The organism is Candidatus Enterococcus leclercqii (assembly GCF_009933135.1).
Lineage (GTDB): Bacteria > Bacillota > Bacilli > Lactobacillales > Enterococcaceae > Enterococcus_C > Enterococcus_C leclercqii.
In genome coordinates, this window is sequence record NZ_MAEH01000016.1 from 55473 (window position 1) to 78438 (window position 22966).

Here is a 22966-nt window from a genome sequence, read left to right on the forward strand (position 1 = left end):
ACTTATCCACCTCATTTGCGTTATTTTATACTGGTATAGTCCTATTTCTTTTTCTCTTTCAATATCCAAATTCGTCATGCTGTAACCATTTGTCAATATCTATCCCCCAAGGGGAGATATTGACAAGGTTAGCAGACAGCGGTGTGACAGTGTTTTCTAGCTGTAAATAGCCAGTAAAGTTTTACTAGAATGTGACGTAATGAATGTTTTGTAAACAGCAAGTAAAGTTTTACTAGCCTTTTACGATTCATCTTGATCTTTTTTTTGAACATATCCTTCTGATGTTTCGAACAAATCATGTTTTTTTACTTTGTTGTACACAGTCTGACGTGATACATTTAAATACTCTGCCAACTCATTTACTTCAATCGGTCCTCCATCAAAAGACAAAGCGCTAAAAGCAGTTTCTAATTCTTGCTTACTTTTTTCACTTCGACTGACATTGGCTTTCTTGGTCCCCTTTTTCCATTTCTCCCTTGGCTCTTCCTCAAGAGAAATATCTTTCAAACTATCATCCAAGACATGGACTGGGTACTTGAACCAAGCATTGATGGGGTCAAACTTTGGAAATTCTCGCAAAGTCCCTTCTATCCGCCAGGCCGTAGCTTGTCGAACAGCACGGATTGCATTTTGCCGGCTTTCTTCTATTAAAGATAAAAGCGGCTGAGACTGAATAGCAGCCATTAAATGATGCCCCATTTGTTTAGGACTATAACGATCATCTTGCCCGATGTTGTCATATCCCGGATTATATTTGTTGATGGCATCCGCATAGACCTTGCATACTGCCTCATTTTCCAATGCTATATAACGATCTTCGGTGACTGGTAATTCAATCAAGTCCAAAATGGCATCGGGATCCCGTGCAAAAACTCCGGAACCAGAAGAACGGTCAATTGAATTTTTTCCACCTTGGCTGCCTTTCGAATGATGGTGACAATAAATCACTGCACAGCCCAGTTCGGTGGCGATCTTATCAAACTGGTTCGTAAAGTTCGCCATCTCATGGGCACTGTTTTCGTCACCCGTCAGAACCTTGTAAATCGGGTCAATAATTACTGCCATATAATTAGACTTCTGGGCCCGACGGATTAATTTAGGAGCCAACTTATCCATTGGAGAAGTTTTCCCACGAAGATTCCAAATATCAATATTTCCGACATTCGTATGGTTCGTACCCAGACAATTATAAATATCAACAAAGCGCATTTTGGCGGAACGCTCATCTAACTCTAAATTGACATAAAGAACTTTACCCTGAGCGCAGTCAAAACCAAACCATTGCTTACCTTCTGCAATTGCTATGGCTAGTTGAATCAAAGAAAAAGATTTCCCGGCTTTTGATGGCCCAGCGATTAACATCTTATGGCCTTGGCGCAACATACCTTTTATCAGTTCGGGTGCCAATTCAATTTCTTGATCAAATAAATTTTCCAAACTTTCGGGATCCGGCAAATCATCATTGACGCTCTCAATCCATTCTTTCCATTCATCCCAAGTGGCTTTGCCGATATTCGTATCAATGATGAATTGTTTTTTGTTCCCACGAGTAATCCCCGGCATTCGGCTTAAACGGGAAGGATTTCGGTTCTGATTATCAATACTTAGGCCATTCTTTTTGCAGACATCGTAAAGATAATCCACTCTCTTGCGGTATTCGGTGTAATCAGAAGCATCTACCTTAACGATTGCATGGATGGATTTTCCCCCGCTGTACAAAAGAGCGGTAATTGGTAATTCCAGTTCCCGCATGATGGCATTTTGTTTTTCAATGCCCATGTTATCCGATTCAACTAAGGCATAGCGAAATTCGGTAACATTATCGTTTTTTACTCCCTTGCCATCTAAGGGATTGAACCGAATCCAGGCTCCAGCTTCCGAATTGTAATCACCTAACACAGCACCAATATCATCACCACAATGATTCAAAGCCTCAATTAATTGGCCGGCTGTTCGGTCATAGGCACCCTTATTAGATGGCTTCCACTTCCCATCTTCATCTTGCCAAGATTCCATGTTATAAGCCACGGTTTCAGATGGTTCAAATAATGTTTCTAGGTAGCGAATAATTTGACGAGCCGGTTCCCATCTTGTGGGTTCATGAATTTCTTGACCTTCTAGCCAGTTTTTATCGACAATGACGAGCTCATCACGTTGAACCGTATCGTTCCAGTCTAATTCGTAACCGCCACCTTCATTTTTATAAGGAGAAACCCAGCCGCTATCTTTTGCCAACTGGGTAATGGTAGCTCCTGTTACTGGTTGATTGGTTCCTTCAAAGCTATCCCATTTTTTGAAACATTCTCCGCTGTGGTAACGTTCAGGATCGGACTGGCTCCAACTATCCCAGTCTGCCGCTGTGTAACCTTCGTGTTTTAAAGCCATGCCGACATTGACCCATTCCTGATAACTAAGTCCAGCTGGATTCACATATTCCAATAATTCATTTAAATCAACTTTATTTTCACTCATAGCTTCACCAGTTTCTTCGCATACGGATTCCAGCGAAAACATTCCCTAGTCCGAATATTGATCACTAACTTTGTTCCACAAATTGCTATTGCTGAAAAATGTTCGCTATCAATCTGACGATATTTCCGCAATCCTTGATAGCCGAATTTTTCCACGATCAAACGGATTTTCTTTTTTGGCATTTGCTATCCCTCCGGTACATACGTAGAAGGAATAACACCTGCAGGAGTTCGCCAGCCACTCGCAGCAATTCGACTAATCATTGAACGGGCACTTTCAAACGTCCAAGTTCCAACTCGTTTGAAACCACGTTGTTCAAGCTGTCTAATTTGTCGAGGAGTAGCCAGGCCAGCATTCTTTCGCTTATTCAAGCGTTCTAGCATCAGGCTAGCTTTTCCCGCATTATCAATTTGATCAGGTAGAATTCCCAGTTTTTCTAAAGCTTTTACCTGTTGGTCAGAAGGTGGAGCCATTTCCCAACCGAAGGAAGGCACGTAGCTCGTAAGGTCTTCAGCTTGAATAGACATTTCAAATTGCAATGGATCTACTAATTTTTGTTTCCGACGACGCATTTCCGCCAATTGTTTAGCCAAGGCTTCTTCACGTTCGGCCACAACATCTTTTTCTGCTTGTACTTCTGCTTCTTCGAGATCAAGAGCGATTCCTTCTGCCCCAGCTTCCTCGATGTTTTCCGTCATCTTCTTGGCCACATCATCAGAGGTAGTAATCAAATGTGCCGGATGGCAAAGCTCATGGCGTTCGGTATGCCAGAGAAAATCTAGCAGTAAAAGTTCTTCTTTTCCGGGAGATAATCGAGTTCCCCGCCCTACCATTTGACTGTAAAGAGAGCGAACCTTTGTCGGTCTGAGAACTACGATGCAATCAACTGCCGGGCTGTCCCATCCTTCCGTTAAGAGCATTGAATTACAGAGCACGTTGTACTTGTCGTTTTCGAAGTCTTCTAGGATTTCCGCCCGGTCCTTAGATTCACCATTGACTTCCGCAGCACGAAATCCTCGGTCGTTCAAAATATCTCGAAACTTCTTAGACGTTTTGACTAATGGCAAGAAAACAACTGTCTTCCTGTTTTTACAGTGCTTTGCCATTTCATCAGCTATCTGATAAAGATACGGGTCTAGTGCAGTACCTAAATCCTTGGTGGAGAAATCTCCAGCTTGTTGCTTCACGGCTGAGAGGTCTAATTTAAGAGGAATCGTCAGAGCTTTAATTGGGGAAAGAAAGCCTTCTTTGATGGCCTTAGGTAACGTGTACTCGTAGGCCAAGGATTCAAAGTATGTTCCTAGGTTTTGCATGTCCCCTCTATCAGGAGTTGCGGTAACACCAAGAACATTTGATTGTTCGAAATGCTGTAACACTCGCTGGTAGCCATCACTGATAACATGGTGAGCTTCATCGACTACAATCGTGTCAAAATAATCGGGAGGAAACTGGCTAAGCCGTTTCTCCCGTTGCATGGTCTGTACGGATCCAACGACTACCCGGAAGAAACTTCCGACGCTAGTCTGTTCCGCTTTTTCGGTTGCTGTTTTAAGTCCAGTCGACTTTTCTAGTTTATCGGAAGCCTGGTCAAGCAATTCACCGCGGTGGGCCAGGACGAGCACACGCTCGCCCAATTTCACCCGATCCTCGATGACCTTACTGAATACGATTGTCTTCCCGCAGCCGGTAGGGAGGACTAAGAGCGTTCGTTTCTTCCCAGCTTCCCATTCCTGTTGGATGGCAGTTCGTGCTTCCTGTTGGTAAGATCGAAGTTTCATAGTGCCTCCTATGCAATAATCGTAATCCGGCCAGATTCAATTTCTTCAGCCAACTGATCCTTGAGATACTCACGGATATTCACAATTGCCTGATTTCGCCAAGCACCACCATCTGCTTCGAAGATGGCACCACGAGGACCGTCTTTCATCCGGAAAATGAACTGACTCTCAGGTTGTTCAACTTCCAGGAACGTTCGATACGGAGCTAAGTCGACTGGATTAGGTACTCGTACATCCGCTTTCGTTGCAATGCCTTGATTGATGGTAACTGCTTGGCTCACACCATCGTCACCAGTTTGGCGGATATTATCCTCGGATACATTTCCCACTACTTGTAGCAAGATAGCTCGGTGATCGTTTGGCACAAACTTCGATTGCAGGGCAATATTGAAAGATTCCATGTCGTGGAAATAGCCGAAGCCAAAATCTGGAACAATAGCTTGTGCGACAGCCAAGGATTCCCGGTTGCCATCAATTTCAAGTGGTCCTCTTAGATAAACAGTCGTTTCATTTTTGATATGAACCAGCAGCGACGTATCTTTCCGCTCAATACCTGATTTGATGTAATTCACAAATCCAGACAGGGTATTGATTTCAAGAGCTGATTTTGCGACGATAGCTCGTTCTCGAATTTCCGACACATTTCCCTCTTGGTCTACGCCAAAAATACGACCGTCATCTAGTTCTACAATACGTTCATCGGGACGTACCCCTAATGCTGCCAATCTATCAATTGCTGCTACTGTTAAATCCATCTAAATCATCCTCTCTTTTGTTGTAAATCAATAATTTGTTTTTGCTTTGCTTGCTCTTTTTCGATCACATCAATCGGTACCCCGACATCGGTTTTTACTTCGCCATCCACGGGATCAATAAATGTTTGACCAGGTACGGTAGATTTCAACTCATGAGCTTCCACTTTGCCTGTTGCTAGATCCTTACCGGTCAATACAGTGGTTGAGACACCTTCTACAGGTGCAACCTTGACTGAGAAATCACTCGATACGGTTACAACTTGGCGGTTCTCGTCTGGCTTGAATTCAAGTTTGATTGTTACGCCGCGTTTGGCCGTTGCTGGTGTATTCGGATCATGAATATTGGCAAATACTTTTTCGAGTTCGCCATTCAGTTTTTCCTGAATGGCGCCGTTCGCTAATTCTGAGAGCTGCAAGTCAATTTCTTTTGTCATGAATCCGTCCCCCTAAAATGCCCCTGGTGTGTAATTACCTGGTTGTTGTGGAGCTTGATTGAAACCAGTTTGTGGTTGATTTTGCATTGGCTGTTGTGGGTAAGTTGGTTGTTGTGGCACTGTCTGTTGATAATTTGGTTGTGCCACTGGTTGACCAAGCTGTTGAACAATCGTTGGCGTTTCCTTATCTGCATAGTAAGAAGAATCGCTTGGGTAAAAACGATCTACTTCGTTGTATAAATTATCTTTATAGGTTCGGTTCTTAATCTTCACAGCCCCTCTTGCCCCTACTACGTTATTCCAGTTCATCTTCAATGGTTCGCCTTTGCGCTTTTGACCAATTGCAGAAAAGAACGCAGATAGTAAGCCTTCCGTAGAAGAGTGCAAATAAAGATTATTTACAACTGTTGCTTCTCCTTTATCCGTTGTGATTTTCAGTGTAATCTTAGCCATGTTGCAGGCAGATAATTTTGAACTTGGCCCAGGAGTATAGCGAGCACGTTCGAATTTATCTACTGTGAAAATATAATCTCCTGGTTCTAGTACGATTGGTTCTGTACTGTCTTGTTGAATTACGTCATCCCATCCAAATTCATGATCTTGATACATATAAAATTCCTCCTATTATTTAAAATGCTTGTTTACTACGATTTTCTTGAATCATGGCAAAGACTTGCGGCCATGCTCCTACTAAAACACCATTGATATAGCCTTCTTCATAATTAGCAATCGGTGTTCCAACGGCGTAATACCCTTTTGATTCAGTTGCCATTTGAATCTCAGCAGGCAAAACATTATTTTGAATCATCAAATCTTTAAGAGCTTGAGGAATCCCCGTGTAGTCTACTGGATCAGGTGCAAAATTCGGCGTAGTATCTGGCTGGATAACTGTTGGTTGCTCAGGTTGAACTGGCGTCGGAATTGTCGCTGGTGCTTCCGGTGTAGGCACAACTGGCTCTGGAACTACTGGTGCTGGTTGTGTAACTGGTTGTACGGGTGAAAAAATATGCGCTAAATGTGCAAAGTTCAAATCCATTTCATCAGGTAAATTAAACCGATTCTTCGCATCCCATGCTGGATGATGAGTGGTATAAATGACCCGTTTCCCACCTTGTCCTTTGAATTTAGTACCTTTATCGTCGGTCGCCACCGACATTGTTTTGTAATTACAAAACAGCACCATGTCCGCCCATTCCTTAACAAGGGCAGCAGTCTTTGCTGTGGTTTTATTTCCAAGTTTTAACTCCCAGCGGTCATACGCACCTAATTCATCTGGTTGCTCAAATTTCGTAATCTTCGCATGGGCAGTTAGTACCACGTTAATTCCCATTTCAATTAGGTCGGTAAGACGATTCAAAAATTTCCCAAACTCTTCTTCTAATTGGATATAGCCCTCGCCATAGCCAAACTTTGTAATACTATCCTTATTCCCGCGGGAGCAGACAAATTCGGTTGCTAATCGTTCAGCCCAATCAATCGTATCCACCACTAGGGTTTTACAAGGCATGGCTTGCTTAACAAATTCAATTTGTTGCAGTAGCATGGTCCAGCTACTAGGCTTATCAAGACGGGCAACATCCATGTTATTGGTACTACCTTCCGTATCAATAAAAAGTGGTTCTGGAAATTGCGCTGCCAAAGAGGACTTACCAATTCCTTCTGGACCATAGACCACTACTTTTTGTGCCTTCGCAATAGGACCTTTCGAAATATTCATTAAAATGTTCCTTCCTTCCATTTAGTTTGTTGAGGTGCTGGTCCGACCTCAATTGCATCCGGAGTAACAGTTTCATTCTTCACTGCGTAACCATCCTCGATAATTATTTCGCATTCATCGCCAGTGCTGACCCGGGTGGCAATCGCCTGTAGGCCTTCTTGTTCAAGCCATTGGCCAAACTCTTCTAATGACTGCATATCCATCTGTTCCAATTTATCCAACAGAATAAAGCCACAGTCTGGTTTCAGTTTCCGGACGATTGCCGTGGAAACTTTTAACTGATCAGACCCGGACATGTTGTCCCAGCGTTGACCGTTGTAGGTCAGCTCCCCTTCCACTACAGATAGACCAGGCAAAGGCAAATCAGCCTTATCAAGTAATTCAGCTTTCTGTCGACGAATTTCATCAATCTTGGTAGTTTCGGCAATATACTGAGCTTCGTATTCTTTGGCATCATCTTCGGCTTTTTCTTTGTCAAGATTGGCCCGGACTTTCCGATTGATTTCATCAATTTGTGCCAAGTTCTGTTCCAACTGTTCGGTCGATTCATCTTGTAAATCCACTGCGGACTTTTGAGCAATTTCTAGGTTTTGTGAGGTCTCAGCATGCTGCGCTTCCATCTGCAGGAGCTGTTGGCGAGTTTGCTCAATCCGCTGACGTTCGAGCTCCCACTGCTGACTGATTGCATGGACTTGCTCCCGTTTCCGTTGATTCTCGCCATTTCTTGCTAGAATCTCTTGCTGTTGGGCAATTAGCTCGCTAACTTCGACAGGTAATTTAGGCGCATCCGGATAATAGGTTTGTTCAGCCGCATATTTCTTTTTCTGATCAGCAATCTGACCAATTGCGTGACGATGATTGTAGATTTCCTGTTCTAAGCGTTCCAATTCATACAATTGAGGACCGACACCGATAATTTGAAGGAGAGTATTCGCCTTTTCTTTGCTGGTAGAGTCCATAAATTTTGGAAGGTCAATGGCAAGCTCCTCTACGAAGCTATTTAGGAGGTTCTGACCGCCTTTTTGGCCGTTAGGGTCAACTACCTTCAAGTCTGAATTCTTTCCCTTGCGCTCCACAATCAGGCCGTTGTCCATGACAATATGGAGATGTGGTGGATTTACTGAGCCTTCTCGATGAGCTTGGCTAGGCTTGTACTTGTTGCCACCTAGACCCCAAGCGATTGCATCTAATACACTAGTCTTGCCTTGGTTATTATTCCCGCCCACAATGGTTAGGCCATTAGCGGTTGGCTCAATTTTCACTGCTTTGACGCGCTTGACATTCTCGATTTCGAGTTTATTAATTTTTACCGACATCTAATTCCCTCCTAAATATGGCAATCCACTAAAGTAAAAAAGTAATCCGGATATTTCTTGAGTACATCATTAAATTTTGAACTATACTCTTTACGACTTTCAGCAGTCGCAGAGTTGATTCCAAACCAACCCATTTCACCTTTTTCAAGCCATTCTCCTTCGGGGGTGACAATAGCAAAAGTGGCAAAACTAGATTGATCAATCGCATAACTCTCTCTATCACCAAACTGATTCTTGTAGTAGTCCCCACTCAAGAAGCTTGGAAAATCACTTTTTTCTTCGCCAGGTTTTAATTCGTGCCCCTCTACTACTACATCCCAAAAACGAATTGCTTCTTCGTATTCTTTTTGAACTATTCCAAGGTTGATTTTGTTAATGATTGATTGATTTGCATATTTCCCATCAATTAATGGAATTCCGCCATCCCAACGACCACCAATGGAATACCAATCCCACTTTCTATTAGGGTTTTCCCAATACCCCTTTTGATTCATTTCCTCGTCAAAATCTGCATCATCATCAGGATAGAATTTCAAATACTTTTTAGGGCAATCATCCATATTATTTTCTTGAAATGGAGCCAATGCTTTATCAACTAAATTCTTGCTTGGGCTTTTTGTAATAACTCCTACAGAAAAATGACTCATTTGTTTTTACCTCCGAAAATCTGATCAAAGATATTGGAAAACTCGCCGATATCTTCTTTTTCTGATACTGTCTCCGTAATTTCTATAGCTTTTAATCCTGCTTCACGTAAAATTTTCGTGGGAATTGGTAGATCTTTATCAAAATCTCTTTCTTGAGCTGCTAAACAAAACGCTACATCAGTTAAATTGCCAGTAAGCATAGTTATTACATTGGATTTCTTATTCAAGGTGCAAATCCCTGACACGCCTTCTTTTTTGCACTCCTCTTGTAGCTCTTTTAATAAGTTTTGAATTTTTTCGTTAATCATGATACGCTCTCCTTAGTATTAGTATTGACTGACTCATTGCTTGCCGGCCGAGTCGGTCTTTTTTGTTGCCAACAATTCTCCATTGGGTAAAAAGTATTGTTCTGTACGCTGACCATTAACGATTACTATGATCAAAATCAAACTGATTTGTTTTGATTCGATTGAAACATTTGACGGGTTCTCTACTGTTTTAACCATCGTAGTGTCCTCCTTTTTCTTAGGAATATGGGCAAAACGAGCATCATTAAATTTATCCATAGCCTTCTTAGACTTAATACTAGTTGTCCCATTTTTAGGAGACGTATTAATTGTTCCGTCTTTTCTTAAACGGTTAATTTTCCCTACCACCTGTTCGTAAGTCCTGTTGCACAATCTTCCGAGTTCTGTGTGATTGCAGCAATATCCATTTTCATCAAATTGAATATTCACTAATAGAGTATCAACTTCTGTTTGGGTCCAGTTTTTCTGAGCAATAGTTTGTTTCAACTTGCCGGTTTTTTTGAGCCTCATAATCCTACCGCCAATTGAACTTTCCGACCTATCAAGACTGTTCCCAATATCTGCGTAACTTTCGCCTTTTTTGTACATAGCAATAATTCTTTTATCTTCACTATCTGTAAACTTTCGCCCTTTAGGATCAAACGCCTTGCTAAAATCAGTTTGCGGAAATTGTCCATCTCTTCGTAATTTGTAGATTTTTACATCTACCGATTTCCGAGTACGACCTAACTTTTTTGCAAGTTGTTCAACGTTCAAGACCACATTTGTTTCAGCAAGAAGTGCATTCTTTTTGAGGTATTCGATTTCTTTAGTAGTCCAATTTTTCAATCGAATCACCCCCTTCTAGCTCGTTTACCCAACAAGTAAGTTCCGCCAATGATTACTGGTGACCAGGTAAGGCATAACGCTGCTATAATTGACTGACTTGCCAGAAATGCCACAACGGTGGAAAAAATTCCAAGAAACACCAAAAACAAAATCCATTCGAACGTATAATCTTTAATTTCTTTCATTTCATTCTCCTTTCGCCAATCATAGACACTGCTAGAAACAGGGTGCCAATCGCCGCAGCTAGTAAATAAATTTTCATGACCGTTCTCCAACTCGCTCATAGTGAAGGCGCTTGGCGGATTCGTCCTGCATGAATCTTTCATAAATCTCCATGTTGATGTAGACCTCTTGCGACGTAACCGCAATGTATCCTCCCCGGTATTTCGGAACTTTGAACTTTTTCATACGTCGAACGTAAGTTGACTCAGAGTAGCCTTTCTTTTCCATGAACTCTTTCTTGGTCAGGATATTTTCATTCACTGGAATTCCTCCCTACTCTTCCCAAACCCTAAAATGTCATCGCCGTTTCGTGTTGTTTTGATTAAATCAGTCATTTGTTATTTTCCTTTCTTTTCTTTGGTATAATTTCCTTATTAGCTAGTGGTCAGCTGAAATACTGATAAGGGGGTGTTAACAATGAGTAAAACTGATAAGGAACTAGCCATTGATGTAGCCATCGCTGTAATCAATGCCCATCCTGCTACAAAAGTTGCACTTAGTAGCGGTGGTAGCACAGAGGTATATGGACTTGACCTGAAATCAATCAACAACATCATTCAGTCTGTTCATAAAACGCTTCAAAGTTTGCCTGAGGAAAAACATTAACACTCGCAGTAACTTTATACTTTTCATTTAGAACTTCTAGGTCCGCTAGGAGTTCTTTTGCTTGTTCAAATGTTTCAAGTTGCGCTGTTATGGTGATTCCAGTTGATTCTTCCTTCCTCATTTTCCGTTTCCCTCCTATCGAATTTTGTATTTTGAAACAATATCCGTGATCTGTTTCCAATGATTATCCGGATTTTTCAAAATTTTTCTCAAGTACTGTTCTGTGATGTTCATTGCACTAGCAACATCTGGAATGCTCCAATTATTGCTTTCGAAGTGTGCCATGATTTTTTTTACCGTCTCTTGCGCATTCGCCATCGTACATCCTCCTTTCTAGAAATTAGAAACAAGTTCGACAACATTTTTCTAAACTCCGTTGACATTTTTAGATTGATAATCTATACTGAGAACATAGTTAAATAAGACATAAAAACACTGTTTTTATAGCTTTCTTGGCGGTCAGCTTATTCTAATCAGGTGTATTTTTTACTGTCTTTTTTGTTGGCGAACTTGTTTACAAGAATCAGTATAGATTATTAATGTATTTAAGTCAATAACATTTACATTATTTATCTAAATTATTTTTGTGAGCATTCAGAAAGGTTGATTTTCAATGAATACTTACGAAAGAATCAAAGAATTAGCGAAACTAAAAAAGATATCAATCAGACAACTAGAAATTAACTTTGGTTACTCAAATGGATATATCGGGAGTTGGAAAAGACAGACTCCTAATTCGGTTGAATTAGCACGTTTAGCTGACTACTTTGATGTTAGCGTAGACTATCTTCTCGGCCGTACGGATAATCCTTCCATATCAAATGAGGATTCCAACAAGTCCATGGCTAAACAAGTTATGATGCGCATGAACACAAACGGATTAACCGAAGAGGACCTAGAAGACATAGAGAAGGAAATGGAAACATTTTTTAAATGGCGTTTGGAACAGATACGACAAGAACGAGAACAAGGTGGCAAGTGATATGTCAGAAGCTGTAGATGAGTATTTACATTTTTCTCAATTGATTAATTCAGAACTCGCTCTAATGATGTTAGATAGCGAGATGAACTCTGAAAATTACAATCGACAAGTCGTTTGGACGCAGATCTTACAACAAGGCGTTCAAATTAGAGGGTATCGTTTTCCCGGAAAATCTAGGGGAGTTATTTCTGGAATGATTGTTAAAGATGAACTTGAGACTACTCTCACTTACAATATGTCAATGCCAATTAATCACCAAAATTTCACCATATCACATGAGATGACTCACTTTTTACATCATATGAAATCGGGAACTGGAATGTTTTCTGATACGAAAGATTGTTTGGAGTATAGTCCTGTCGAGATGATTCAAGAATTTCAAGCAAATATTGGAGCATCTGCTATCCTAATTCCGGATGCTGTTCTGATTGCTGAACTAAAAAAAGGAACCGCACCTGTCCACCTTTCAAAAAGGTATGGGATTTCAGAAGCGGCTCTATATATGAGACTTGCTCAGACAATGCACACTCACATCGGTTCTTCCTGGGATCTTTCTCGAAAATCAGCATCCCGAATGGTGAACACTAATGCTACAGGATCACTTCGAACACTTGGGCATAATTGGGAAAAAATTGCTATGTACACTGATCCTTTTTACGAACTTTTAGCGATATAAAAAAGCCCATGCTGCGAACCTCGATTTCGAGATATCGTAAAAATATTATTGGAGGAATGAAAAATGGCGAAATTGAAATGCCCCAGCTGTAAGAGCACTAACGTACAATTGATCGGGACTGATGTGAACATAAAGAAAACAAAAAGCAGCTCCAGTCTAAATTTGAACCCATTGAAACCATTTACCGTCTTTAATCACAAAGAGAAAAAAATCAAGAAAAAATCTAAGGGTAAGGTCGCAGCGGCCGTTTTAAGTGGCGGTACATCCCTTATGTTTGGAGGAACAAAAGATAATAAGTCCCGAGAGTATCATTGCATCGAGTGCGGCAAAGTATTTCGCGGAAAGTAGGGCTACCTTTCCGTACCTAAAACCAATCTACTCGTATTTTCGACAGAGATATACTCTTCAGGAGGATAATAATGAAAAGTAAAATAAAGAAGGCCAGAAAAAAACTACATGAAGATGTAGCTTCTATTTACTTCGGAAAACCTTTATTTGCGAGGATTACTTTGTGGATTATAATAGCGATACTCGCAATTGATCTAGTTTATCGCTTTTTAATCAAATAGTTCAGTTTTCAAGTACATCAATCAAAAAAAACACCCACTGCCCCTGACAAGAACGTGGATGTGTTGAAAATAAACCGCAAATAGGCTTATTCGTTATGCCTATTTTACCAAAGATAGGAGTGGATTACCAATGTGGATTGAAAAAAGAGCAAATGGAAAGTACAGGTATTCTGAACGGTACGAAGACCCCTACACCGGTAAGCTCAAACGTGTCAGTATCACCTTTGACAATAAGACCAGGCAGACGCAGAAAGACGCTCAGTATGCACTAAACAACAAGATTGCTGACGCGATGAATCAGATTCAACTAAAGAAACCGAACATCACCCTCAAACAGCTTTATGATGAATGGTATGAGGTCTACAAGCAGCAGGTCGCAGAAGGTACCTACTACCCAACTAAAGATATGCTTAAAGCACCGCTGAAGGACATTGGACACGATGCAATTGTAAACAAAATTGATTATGTACTCCTAAATAAGATCCTCGATGGCTATGTCTACGAAAAGGAACTCTCCAACTCATATGTCTCCACTATCAAATCAAAACTGAACCAGATGATGAAGTATGCCGTTCGTCAAGGATATATTATAAATAATCCAATAGAAAAGGTAGAAATCAATTTCAAGAGAAATACTGGTGGACAGAAGATTAAAGATAAGTTTCTTGAAGATGATGAGTATAAACAGCTAATAGCATATACTGAGAAAGCAAATAGCCGATATGCCTTACTTTTCCAATGGCTTTATCTCACCGGTATGCGTGCAGGCGAAGGAACTGCACTCCAGAAATCTGACGTTGTTCAGCAAGAGGACGGCGAATGGATTGCAAAGGTTGACGGAACCATGCTGGCGAAAGGTCGCAAGGTACACGAGATGGCGAAATCCAATATGCCCAAAACAGCTGCTGGTGTACGTGACGTCATTCTGTCTTCGAAGGCTGTCGAAATTTATCAAAAACAGTTAGAAATGAATCCAGAGGGTTCTTTCCTGTTTCAGACATCTCACGGTACCCCCTTTCAGCTGCAGGCCGTCAACTCATTTCTTCGTAATCATAAAGTTCGAATGGGCTTTTCCGAAGATAAACCCCTGAGTTCGCATATCTTTCGCCACACTCACATTTCAAAATTAGCTGAAATTGGTGTCCCTATGTATGTGATTCAAGATCGAGTGGGTCACGAGGATAGCAAGATTACACAGCAGATTTATCTCCATGTCACGAAGAAAACAAAAGAGAAGCTCGCCACAAATTTAGAACTGCTTTGAAAGCTTGCCCCCATTCTGCCCCCAGAGCTAATATTTAGAGCTATTTTACACATTTCCCACAAACAAATATAACAAATAAAAAGAAAAAGACCACTGATTTAACAGTGGTCTTTCGTCATTCATATAACAGATATTAACGACGGATTTCTTTGATACGAGCTGCTTTACCGTGCAATGCGCGCAGGTAGTACAGTTTCGCACGACGAACTTTACCGTAACGTACGACTTCGATTTTTGCAACACGCGGTGTGTGCAATGGGAAAGTACGTTCAACACCCACACCGTTAGAGATTTTACGAACAGTGTAAGTTTCGCTGATACCAGCGCCGCGGCGTTTGATAACAACACCTTCAAACAACTGGATACGTTCACGAGTTCCTTCGACAACCTTTGCGTGAACACGTACAGTGTCCCCTGGGCGGAAAGCCGGGATGTCAGAGCGTAATTGCTCTTGAGTCAATTCTTGAATCAATGGGTTCATTTTGCATTCTCCTAATTTCCAAACATTCATAAGGTCATATACCCCAGCGGAATATCGTAATTGTTGAGCAGTGCGCTCACCAAAATATGTTACCACACAGATGAGCCCCTGTAAAGTAAATTTTATAAACGGCATCTGGATGGCCTACTTCTCTTCCCCATGACGGATGCGGCACAGTCGGCGCTTAAAACTTAGCTGAAAGGCGCCTGCTGCTCCTAAATTTCCAGCAGCAGCTAATAACAAGATAACCTCCAAGCGATTGGGAAGTAACCAGAGCAACAGGAGCACTAATCCGTTGACACACGCAGTAATTTTTAAAGCCACTTCTTCGCCGCTGAGAGCTTGTAGACTATACTTGTGAACTTCATAAAATGGTCGAGTGCTTTCACAAAGAATCACTACACCCAAAACCGAGACAGCCGTCTGGGCAACTTGAGGAATATCTGTTACCAAAGAAATCAGTGACTTTTGCCAAAACCAACTACAAATAGCCAGAATCCCATAAATTCCAATAATCAGTTGTAGCGTTATTTTTGGTAGTTGCCTAGCTTCATCTAACTCTCGCTTTCCAATTTTTTCACCTATAAGAACCAGCAACCCGCTGCAATACATAAACATCGGTGCTAGAAAAATCTCGGTCAATGTTCGGCAAACCTGATAAGCGGCAAATATCAGACCACCTAACCGGACAAGAGCGGCCGTCAGTAGGACTTGGAACACCGAACCTTCTAGCAATTCTTGTAAAAATAAGATTCCGCTCTTTTTCAACAGGAACAGCCATTGCTCTCCTCTGATGCCTCTTAGAGCTGCTAATTCATCTCTCAATAGCCAACCATAATATAGACAAAGTATGGCTTCAGAGGCTAGACCGGCGCAAGCAATGCCAATATCCGCTCGTTTCCTGTCAATAGTTGGACTGCCAATAGCCAAGTCAAAGCTAGCTGTACACCGCTACTAAAGACTCCAGCACGAAAAACAGCGCCGGTTTTTTTGACAACTTTCAACTGATTTGATAGTGAAAACACGCACAGCGTCAGCAAAATGTGCCAACTACTAATTCTCATATAGCGGTTTCCCAGCTCAAGAAGTTCACCATCAAACCGATAGATTCCTTTCAAAATCACACCGCTAAACAGCAGACCTAAGCTGACGAGCAATACGCCTAAGCCCAAATTCAATAGCAACAAGGATTTGAACAAAGTTCGGGCAGCTGGCGAATGTTTATCCTCAACTCTTGAAGCATAGATCATATAGGAAACTGTTCCACTACCCAAAATACCAATCAGAGAATACAAGAGTCCGTCTACCGTCCCAATCACAGCGATGGCATTCGCAGAAATATGACCGGAAACAACTGCGAGCCAAAATTCAACAATTAATTGAACAATATTTTTACCTACAAGCGGCAACGAAAAGGTGTTTAGTTCGTTACGCAGATTACGATTTTGATTCATTTTCAACAACCCTTCCACTGAACTGAAAAGATTATTTCTGCGTAAGCAAAAAAAGACCGCTAGCCGCCGTCTCCCAAAAAACTCTGCTTGTCGCACCTTTTCAGGATCAGTTATACAAAAATTCATCTCAAATAAACCTCCCTTAGAAGCTTATTTTTATCCGTTTGGAAGATGAATTATCGTACAGGCGCTGCCATTTTGGCATCCCGTCCTTTCATGGTTGTTTCTCCTATAAAAAGCATAGCATGGAAAACAGCTGTTCTCAAGAAAAAGTAAGCGGTCCTGTTTTGGTGTTGTCGTCAGTTCTGCTACACTAAAGAAAAGACGCACAAAAGGAGTGAGCTTCATGATTATCACTGATAAGTTGCTTCAAGAAGATATTCCCCAGTTTTGGGCTATCGACAAAGCGGTTTGGACTTGTGACAATACCCCGGCGCTTTTTCAATACGAGGATTTCGACCGCTATGCAGAAGGACTTTGGCGGCAGCAACTTTTGATAGCCAAAGACGAGAGCACCGGCGAGGTTTTGGGTTCTGTAAGCTATCACCACCCTTCCCCTCTGCCTGGACACAGCCGCCAGTGGGAATTGGGCATCAGCATTGCCCCTAAAGCGCAAGGGCAAGGCGTTGGTCGTCGCTTAATGAAGGAATTGATTCGCCGGGCCCCCGCAGAAAAAATCGGAAAAATATCATTGAAAGTCTTCACAACGAATCCAGGTGCCCGTACTTTTTACAAAAAGCTCGGCTTCGTGGACGAAGGTCTCCTGCAAAAAGAATTTTGGCTGGACGGTCGCTGGGTGGACGAATACCTTATGGCTTATTACATTGATGACACGCTCTCAGTCGAAACTTAAAAAAACAACTCAGGCTCCCTGCCGGTCAACTAAGGACCAAGGCGGGTTTCTGAGTTGTCTTTTTAGTTTTCTGTGTCGTTTTCTGCAGCTGTCTCTTTTTTTACTGCTGCTAAGAGTTTCACCATTTCAGGTGTCAGCGGGAATTTTTCCAGCATATCTGGTCGTCTGGTATAAGTACGTCGAAGAGATTCTTTTAGCCGCCATGTTTCAATTAGCTTGTGATTGCCGTTTAACAAGACTTCCGGTACCGCCATGCCCTTGAACTCAGCAGGACGAGTATATTGGGGATGCTCCAACAAACCAGTAGAATGAGAATCAGTTTGTGCAGAGGTTTCATTCCCCAAAACTTCTGGTAATAAGCGGACAGTCGCATCAATCATAACCATCGCCCCCAGCTCGCCACCGGTCAAAACATAGTCTCCCAATGAAACTTCATCGGTCACCAATGTCCGAATGCGCTCGTCATAGCCTTCATAATGTCCGCAAATAAATACCAGGTGCTCTTCTTGAGAAAACTCTTCTGCTAGTTCCTGATCGAATTTCTTGCCAGCAGGATCCAACAAGATTACCCGCTTTTTGGTATCCGGGGTCTCAGCTTCAATCGCTTTGATATTGTCATAGATAGGCTGCACTTTCAAAAGCATCCCCGCACCGCCGCCATAGGGATAATCGTCGACAGTGTGGTGCTTATTGTCAGAGAAATCTCGAAAGTTGGAGACATTGATTTCCAGTAATTCTTTGTCCCGTGCTTTGCCGATGATGGATTCTCCCATCGGGCCTTCAAACATCCGCGGGAACAGTGTCAATACATCAATCCGCATCGTCCAACAACCCTTCCGGAATTTCTACTGTCACAACTTCATTTTCCAAATCGATTTTTTTCACTACAGATTCGATATAAGGAATCAGCGCATCTTTTTGTCCTTTGCGCTGAACGACCCAAACATCATTGGCTCCTGGTGACAAAATTTCCTTAACCTTGCCAATAACCCTGCCGTCTTCTTCTACTACAGTTAACCCGATGATTTCATGGTAATAAAACTCATTTTCTTCAAGATCCACCAAGTCTTCCTTCGAGACCTTCAAAATACCATCTCGAAACGGCTCCACATCATTGATATTAGGATAGCCTTCAAAAGTCAACAGATCAAAGTTTTTATGTTTGCGATGGCCGGCTACTGTCAGTTCTAAAGGTGCTTTATGCTCTCGGAACAACACGAGTGTAGCTCCTTTTTGATAACGCTCTTCAGGAAAATCCGTCTGGGAAATCACCCGCACTTCGCCACGGATTCCGTGAGTGTTGACGATTTTTCCTACATTTAAATACTCGGTCACGATGGACGCCTCCTTAGTTGATTCAACAGATCAGCTCTTTTCAGATCCGTTTTATTTTAGCATGTTGGCCGCACCTTGGCTACTTGACTTGTGGCAAATAGAGGTCAATTCCTTGCGAGGTGGCTTCGATCATGACCGTCTTCGGCGCTTTTCGCAGACGCCACCCCAAATAAAAATCCCCGATACAAGAAGCCCCGTGGGTAATCAGCAGCAATCCCAGCCAAAAATAAACACCGAACACTGCCATAAGCACTCCACCAATCATAGATAATAGAACAAACGGTGCCAAAGTAATCCAAATAAACTGCCCTTTCGTGTAGCGACTTTTGGGACTAGTCACATGAGAAAAGCCATTTTTGACACCTCGTACCAACTTTTTCCCCGGCGCAAAGGCTTTGAAAAAAAGTGCGTGCACAGCTTCATGAAGCAGCGTGACTCCCAAGTAGCCGCCGAAAAACAGCAAAGCATCTGTCGCAAAAGCCAAATGCTTGATAGAAACTTGCAAGCGGTCTGTCAGCACCCATGCTGTTGCCAATAATAGAATAAACAATACCAATGCGCCCCAGTTTAGACGCAGGGCTGTCTTAGAACCTTCCAATAGGTTATATGATTTAAAAAGATACACTGATCTCATTCCTGTCTTTAATGAATTGCCGTTATTATATCATATCTTGCAAGTGTAACCGTGCATTTTCTGAAAATCATCAGAATATTGACGAAATTTTAAACCCCTACTTAAAATTCCTATGACACGAATGATAAGAGCCGCGAATTTCCTGCTTGAGCACCGGCAAAATCGCCTCACCTTCATTCTTCCTCCTCACGCAAAGCTCCCACACCGGACAGCAAAAAAAACGCCAGATTTTTCCGGAGGCTATGGGTAGCCGACCGCCAAAGGGAGGAGGCTGCCGGCACTCATTGGGAGAGGATAAATATGGAATAACCCTGATCGGCTTTCACCAATCGGATAGGGCTCGTTTTAAGGGGCGTCAGCGTAAAGCGCTGTGCCTTTGGTTTAGTGATTTTTACTTTGAAGCGTAGGCTGCTGTCACCGACAGCTTTAATTAGATATCGCCCACCACGCACATCAGCAATTACAAAGCGCCCAGTCTCGTCGGTCACAGCCGCCAACTGTTGGCCGTCACGTTGCACTGGAATTTTGCCATTTTTGGAATACAATGCAAATTGCAGTCCGTTGATCGGCTGACCTGCTTCATCTTGAATTAAAAAAAGCAGCTCGTAGCGACGTCCTTTGATCAATACACCTCGCAACCAACGAGAAAATAGCCAAAGCAACAAGATAACAGTCACGACTGCCCCGCCGAGAATCAGAATCTGTTTCAGCTTACGATCATTGTCAGACTTGTTCAGTTCTTTTTTCATTTCCGGAACGTAGGGAATTCGATGCCCCCGTACTAACAGGCGATGAGAATTGATCATATACGGCGTACATGTCAGCAAGGTAACCAAGTCTTTCCCTGCTTCGATATGCAAATCTTCCGTTTCAGTCGGCTCGATGACCTTCAGCTGATCTATTTCATAGGCGTGGGTCTCATTATTGATCTCAATATAGAAATGGTCGCCTTCTTTGAGATTCGGCAGATCAGTAAACAGTTTGGCTTCTGGCAAGCCTCGATGACCAGAAATCACGCTGTGGGTATCTTTGCCTCCTGTTGGATACGAAGTTCCTTCCAGCAGTGACGTCCCTTTACTTAGAAATAGATCCGTCGTTTCATCAAAAATCGGCAGCTTGACGTTGATCTTCGGAATGCGAATAATTCCAATCGTATGGGTCTGGTAGTAGTCCGGTGTCGATTCTTCTTTGACCTTCTTGCGGGCATCAGAAAAAGGATCTGCCCCGGGATTACTGCCTTCTTTGGCCAGTTTTTTATTCTTGGCCTCTTGCTCAGCTTTGACCTTTGCCAATGCTGCTTCATTTTCCTTGTTGGCCTTGTTTTGATAGTAGGTAATAATCTGCTGATCCAAAATCTCGTTGACCTTGTCACTGACAAATGGATACAACAGAGCAATCACTCCAGCAACCAAGATAGCAATCATCAGAATATCGGTGATCAATCGTTTGGTATGTTTGGGTGCTTTATCCTTTTTTTGATTGCGTGTTTGGTTTGGCGCTTCATTACCGCCATCATTTTGCAGATTTTGCGGCGGTTGTTGCTCCGAGTTTTTTTTTCGTCCCATCTTCTCAACCTTTTCTTTGATTCTATGTAGTAGGAGACGGCGGCAGCTAATCAAGCCGGCCACCGTCTCTGAGCATTTTTTTACTTTTCTATCTCACTATTCTATTGAAACCACTCACTTTAAGCAATTGTTACTAACGCTTACTTAAGCATCTTTCAATCAACCTTCGATATGACGGCGCCCTTTAGCAAAGTACACATACGCACCACCGATTGCTGCAATACCGACTGCTACAAAAGCAACGATCCCCATGCCACCAGTTGAAGGAAGTGTGCCTTTGTGTTTGTTATTGACTTGCTGCAACTCTGTTTCGCCATCATCAGCCTTAAATGTCACACCCAGGTCTTTTGAAGGCAAAACATAACCTTCTGGAGCTTCTGTTTCTACAAGTGAGTATTCAATTTTGTTTCCTTTTTCATCATTTTGTGCCAAACCATTGACTGTGAAGACACCATCTTTTCCAGAAACGAAAACAGTACCTTCAACTTCAGTATCCACCCATTTCACAGCATATTCTGCAATCAAGTCGCTGGAAGTATATGACTCTACTTTTTCCCCGTTAGAATCTTGATACTGAAGATATTGTTCGCCTTTTTTTACAACAAATTTAGCATCTTTTAGTGTTTCACCTGTTGCTAGATCTTTTTTGACAAATTTCTTACCATATGTTTTGACTTTAGCAGTATCAGTTTTTGGGTCAAAGTTGTTAACAAATGTGACTGTATTATTTATATCAGTGGCAATCGTAGCACCTGGTTTAATCTTCATGGTAGCTTTGAATTGAATCGTCTTACCAGCATATTTAGCTAACTCTTGGATATGATTAGTGAAATAAAGAGTGAACGAGACACCATCTTCTGCAGTATATGTTGCCAAATTGCCAATCTTTATTTTGTCCTCCTTGATAGAAGCAGAGGCCAGAATATCATCCTTAGTCGAAGTCAGTTGGAGATTTTTATCATACGTATCCTTTAATTTAAACTGTGTATAGTCTGCAATATCTAGAGGGATCTTCTGTTCAATGGTGAACACGATAGGAGCATTAACATCAAAGTCTTTTTCTTTTGGTGTTTTAACCGGAGCAGGCACTTGATAGTTATAGGCTTCAGCTTCCTTAGCTTCTTTCTCATTTTTAGTTTTATCAAAATAGTAATAGGTAATATTCAAATCGTTATCTACGTGAGCAGTAACCACCGCTTCTTCCCCAAAATGATACCCCTTAACTGTTTCGACTTCATAAAACTTATAGTCACCAGGGGATAGCAACAAATCACCAGTCGTCACAAGACCTTCCTCATTAGAGGTAAATATTGCAGCTTCTGTTTTAGCCGCTGCTTCATCTACAGTGAAATTGTTATCACTACCAAGGTATTTCTCCTTATCATTTCTCAGCACAAATTTTGCCCCTTTTAAAGGATTTGCTGTGCCGTTAACGTCTACACCAAATTTAGTGAATTGAAGAGCTTTCGTTACGACTTCATTCTTTGGATAGACATGAACTTCTGAACGATATTCATTATTATTATTATTATTGTCTGTTACTGAAGGCAAACCCAATATAAAGGGTGCAGATTTGGATTGTACGACACCTGCAGGAAAACCTGTTTCAACAAAAAGATAGACTGCGTTTTTCCCATTCGAAGTAGTCGGTAAATCGGACTCAGATTGTCCATTTTCGTCTGTTGGCTCGAATGCGATTCCTTCCGCGTCATTAGAAAGTTGTTTGGCAGCAGTAACAGCGGCATCTTCCTTTTGTTCCTTAGAGCCAGTTGCAGCATTATATGCTTTCCAATATTCAGTAGTTACATCATATGCAGTAAAAGTAACACCTTCTAATGGTTTTCCAAGCTTTTGGAGTTCTTCTTCGCCAAATTCATCTCCATTGTTTGATATATTTATATCACCTAAATCAGAAAATTGTCTTTTGTGCAAAATCACCGTTTGCGTTTCTGGCACTGTTTCTTCAGCGCTAGCTTTTGTAGCGAACCCGCCAAGCCCCAGTAAAAATGGTAATACCATGATTACCGATGCAATGATTCCCCATGCTCTATTTCCCGATTTCGATTTCAT

The 22966-nt window shown here is 41.8% G+C and carries 28 protein-coding genes; 6 read left to right on the forward strand and 22 right to left on the reverse strand.

The features are described from left to right. Positions 1-240: 240 nt before the first annotated feature. From BAU14_RS10670 to BAU14_RS10730, 13 genes are all read right to left on the reverse strand, one after another. Positions 241-2472, reverse strand: a complete 2232-nt coding sequence (locus tag BAU14_RS10670; RefSeq protein WP_161900096.1) for an AAA family ATPase — start codon at positions 2470-2472, stop codon at positions 241-243. Continuing rightward, on the reverse strand, positions 2469-2654 hold the full coding sequence (locus tag BAU14_RS10675) for a hypothetical protein (RefSeq protein WP_161900097.1): 186 nt from the start codon (positions 2652-2654) through the stop codon (positions 2469-2471). The genes BAU14_RS10670 and BAU14_RS10675 overlap by 4 nt, the downstream gene beginning before the upstream one ends. A gap of 3 nt (positions 2655-2657) precedes the next feature. Continuing rightward, positions 2658-4250, reverse strand: coding sequence for a DEAD/DEAH box helicase (locus BAU14_RS10680; protein ID WP_161900098.1), 1593 nt, complete (start codon positions 4248-4250; stop codon positions 2658-2660). Positions 4251-4258: 8 nt separating this feature from the next. After that, on the reverse strand, positions 4259-5005 hold the full coding sequence (locus BAU14_RS10685) for a hypothetical protein (RefSeq protein WP_161900099.1): 747 nt from the start codon (positions 5003-5005) through the stop codon (positions 4259-4261). Positions 5006-5010: 5 nt separating this feature from the next. Continuing rightward, positions 5011-5439 carry a replication terminator protein gene (locus BAU14_RS10690; RefSeq protein ID WP_161900100.1) on the reverse strand — a complete coding sequence of 143 codons (429 nt, stop codon included), beginning with the start codon at positions 5437-5439 and terminating at the stop codon, positions 5011-5013. A 12-nt stretch (positions 5440-5451) separates the two neighbouring features. After that, positions 5452-6048, reverse strand: coding sequence for a hypothetical protein (locus BAU14_RS10695; protein ID WP_161900101.1), 597 nt, complete (start codon positions 6046-6048; stop codon positions 5452-5454). A gap of 19 nt (positions 6049-6067) precedes the next feature. Beyond that, positions 6068-7156, reverse strand: coding sequence for an ATP-binding protein (locus tag BAU14_RS10700; protein WP_161900102.1), 1089 nt, complete (start codon positions 7154-7156; stop codon positions 6068-6070). Further along, complete coding sequence (locus BAU14_RS10705) at positions 7156-8472, reverse strand: AAA family ATPase (protein WP_161900103.1); 1317 nt, start codon at positions 8470-8472, stop codon at positions 7156-7158. Before BAU14_RS10705 ends, BAU14_RS10700 begins: the two co-directional genes overlap by 1 nt. Before the next feature lie 11 nt (positions 8473-8483). Continuing rightward, on the reverse strand, positions 8484-9119 hold the full coding sequence (locus BAU14_RS10710; RefSeq protein ID WP_161900104.1) for a hypothetical protein: 636 nt from the start codon (positions 9117-9119) through the stop codon (positions 8484-8486). Continuing rightward, a complete protein-coding gene (locus tag BAU14_RS10715; protein WP_161900105.1) occupies positions 9116-9427 on the reverse strand; it encodes a hypothetical protein in 312 nt (103 codons plus the stop codon). Before BAU14_RS10715 ends, BAU14_RS10710 begins: the two co-directional genes overlap by 4 nt. Before the next feature lie 33 nt (positions 9428-9460). Further along, entirely contained in the window at positions 9461-10264 is an 804-nt protein-coding gene (locus BAU14_RS10720) for a helix-turn-helix domain-containing protein (RefSeq protein ID WP_237580455.1), read from the reverse strand. Next, positions 10261-10440 carry a hypothetical protein gene (locus tag BAU14_RS10725; protein ID WP_161900107.1) on the reverse strand — a complete coding sequence of 60 codons (180 nt, stop codon included), beginning with the start codon at positions 10438-10440 and terminating at the stop codon, positions 10261-10263. The genes BAU14_RS10720 and BAU14_RS10725 overlap by 4 nt, the downstream gene beginning before the upstream one ends. A 73-nt stretch (positions 10441-10513) precedes the next feature. Next, the gene (locus tag BAU14_RS10730) at positions 10514-10738 is read right to left on the reverse strand and encodes a hypothetical protein (RefSeq protein WP_237580456.1); all 225 of its coding nucleotides are present in this window, start codon (positions 10736-10738) and stop codon (positions 10514-10516) included. A gap of 156 nt (positions 10739-10894) precedes the next feature. On the opposite strand from BAU14_RS10730, the gene BAU14_RS10735 reads away from it, so the two are divergent. After that, positions 10895-11083, forward strand: coding sequence for a hypothetical protein (locus tag BAU14_RS10735; protein WP_161900108.1), 189 nt, complete (start codon positions 10895-10897; stop codon positions 11081-11083). A 135-nt stretch (positions 11084-11218) separates the two neighbouring features. Here the strand turns inward: BAU14_RS10735 and BAU14_RS10740 are convergent, their stop codons facing one another. Beyond that, positions 11219-11401, reverse strand: coding sequence for a hypothetical protein (locus BAU14_RS10740; protein WP_161900109.1), 183 nt, complete (start codon positions 11399-11401; stop codon positions 11219-11221). Positions 11402-11696: 295 nt separating this feature from the next. Here BAU14_RS10740 and BAU14_RS10745 point away from each other — a divergent pair, with 295 nt between their 5' ends. The 4 genes from BAU14_RS10745 (at position 11697) to BAU14_RS10760 (ending at position 14574) form a co-directional block, all read left to right on the forward strand. Then, complete coding sequence (locus tag BAU14_RS10745; RefSeq protein WP_161900110.1) at positions 11697-12065, forward strand: helix-turn-helix domain-containing protein; 369 nt, start codon at positions 11697-11699, stop codon at positions 12063-12065. A 1-nt stretch (position 12066) separates the two neighbouring features. After that, entirely contained in the window at positions 12067-12741 is a 675-nt protein-coding gene (locus BAU14_RS10750) for an ImmA/IrrE family metallo-endopeptidase (protein WP_161900111.1), read from the forward strand. A gap of 63 nt (positions 12742-12804) precedes the next feature. After that, positions 12805-13089, forward strand: coding sequence for a hypothetical protein (locus BAU14_RS10755; protein WP_161900112.1), 285 nt, complete (start codon positions 12805-12807; stop codon positions 13087-13089). Between the two features lie 351 nt (positions 13090-13440). Next, positions 13441-14574, forward strand: a complete 1134-nt coding sequence (locus tag BAU14_RS10760; protein WP_161900113.1) for a tyrosine-type recombinase/integrase — start codon at positions 13441-13443, stop codon at positions 14572-14574. A 133-nt stretch (positions 14575-14707) separates the two neighbouring features. Here BAU14_RS10760 and rplS read toward each other — a convergent pair whose 3' ends face one another. The 3 genes from rplS to BAU14_RS10775 all read right to left on the reverse strand — a co-directional run bounded on the left by rplS (position 14708) and on the right by BAU14_RS10775 (position 16509). Beyond that, entirely contained in the window at positions 14708-15055 is a 348-nt protein-coding gene (gene rplS / locus BAU14_RS10765) for a 50S ribosomal protein L19 (protein ID WP_010754280.1), read from the reverse strand. 144 nt (positions 15056-15199) lie between these two features. Continuing rightward, positions 15200-15880, reverse strand: coding sequence for an MATE family efflux transporter (locus tag BAU14_RS10770; RefSeq protein WP_161900114.1), 681 nt, complete (start codon positions 15878-15880; stop codon positions 15200-15202). Between the two features lie 38 nt (positions 15881-15918). Then, positions 15919-16509 (reverse strand): MATE family efflux transporter, encoded by a 591-nt coding sequence (locus BAU14_RS10775; RefSeq protein ID WP_161900115.1) that lies wholly within the window; start codon positions 16507-16509, stop codon positions 15919-15921. 346 nt (positions 16510-16855) lie between these two features. On the opposite strand from BAU14_RS10775, the gene BAU14_RS10780 reads away from it, so the two are divergent. Beyond that, positions 16856-17362 carry a GNAT family N-acetyltransferase gene (locus BAU14_RS10780; RefSeq protein WP_161900116.1) on the forward strand — a complete coding sequence of 169 codons (507 nt, stop codon included), beginning with the start codon at positions 16856-16858 and terminating at the stop codon, positions 17360-17362. Positions 17363-17424: 62 nt separating this feature from the next. Here BAU14_RS10780 and trmD read toward each other — a convergent pair whose 3' ends face one another. The 5 genes from trmD to BAU14_RS10805 form a co-directional block, all read right to left on the reverse strand. Further along, positions 17425-18183, reverse strand: coding sequence for a tRNA (guanosine(37)-N1)-methyltransferase TrmD (gene trmD / locus BAU14_RS10785; RefSeq protein WP_161900117.1), 759 nt, complete (start codon positions 18181-18183; stop codon positions 17425-17427). Next, complete coding sequence (gene rimM, locus BAU14_RS10790; protein ID WP_161900118.1) at positions 18173-18697, reverse strand: ribosome maturation factor RimM; 525 nt, start codon at positions 18695-18697, stop codon at positions 18173-18175. The genes trmD and rimM overlap by 11 nt, the downstream gene beginning before the upstream one ends. Before the next feature lie 79 nt (positions 18698-18776). Beyond that, positions 18777-19322 (reverse strand): DUF3267 domain-containing protein, encoded by a 546-nt coding sequence (locus BAU14_RS10795; RefSeq protein WP_161900119.1) that lies wholly within the window; start codon positions 19320-19322, stop codon positions 18777-18779. Positions 19323-19612: 290 nt separating this feature from the next. After that, positions 19613-20896, reverse strand: a complete 1284-nt coding sequence (locus tag BAU14_RS14440; protein WP_161900120.1) for a class C sortase — start codon at positions 20894-20896, stop codon at positions 19613-19615. A 159-nt stretch (positions 20897-21055) separates the two neighbouring features. Further along, positions 21056-22966, reverse strand: coding sequence for a pilin N-terminal domain-containing protein (locus BAU14_RS10805; protein WP_161900121.1), 1911 nt, complete (start codon positions 22964-22966; stop codon positions 21056-21058).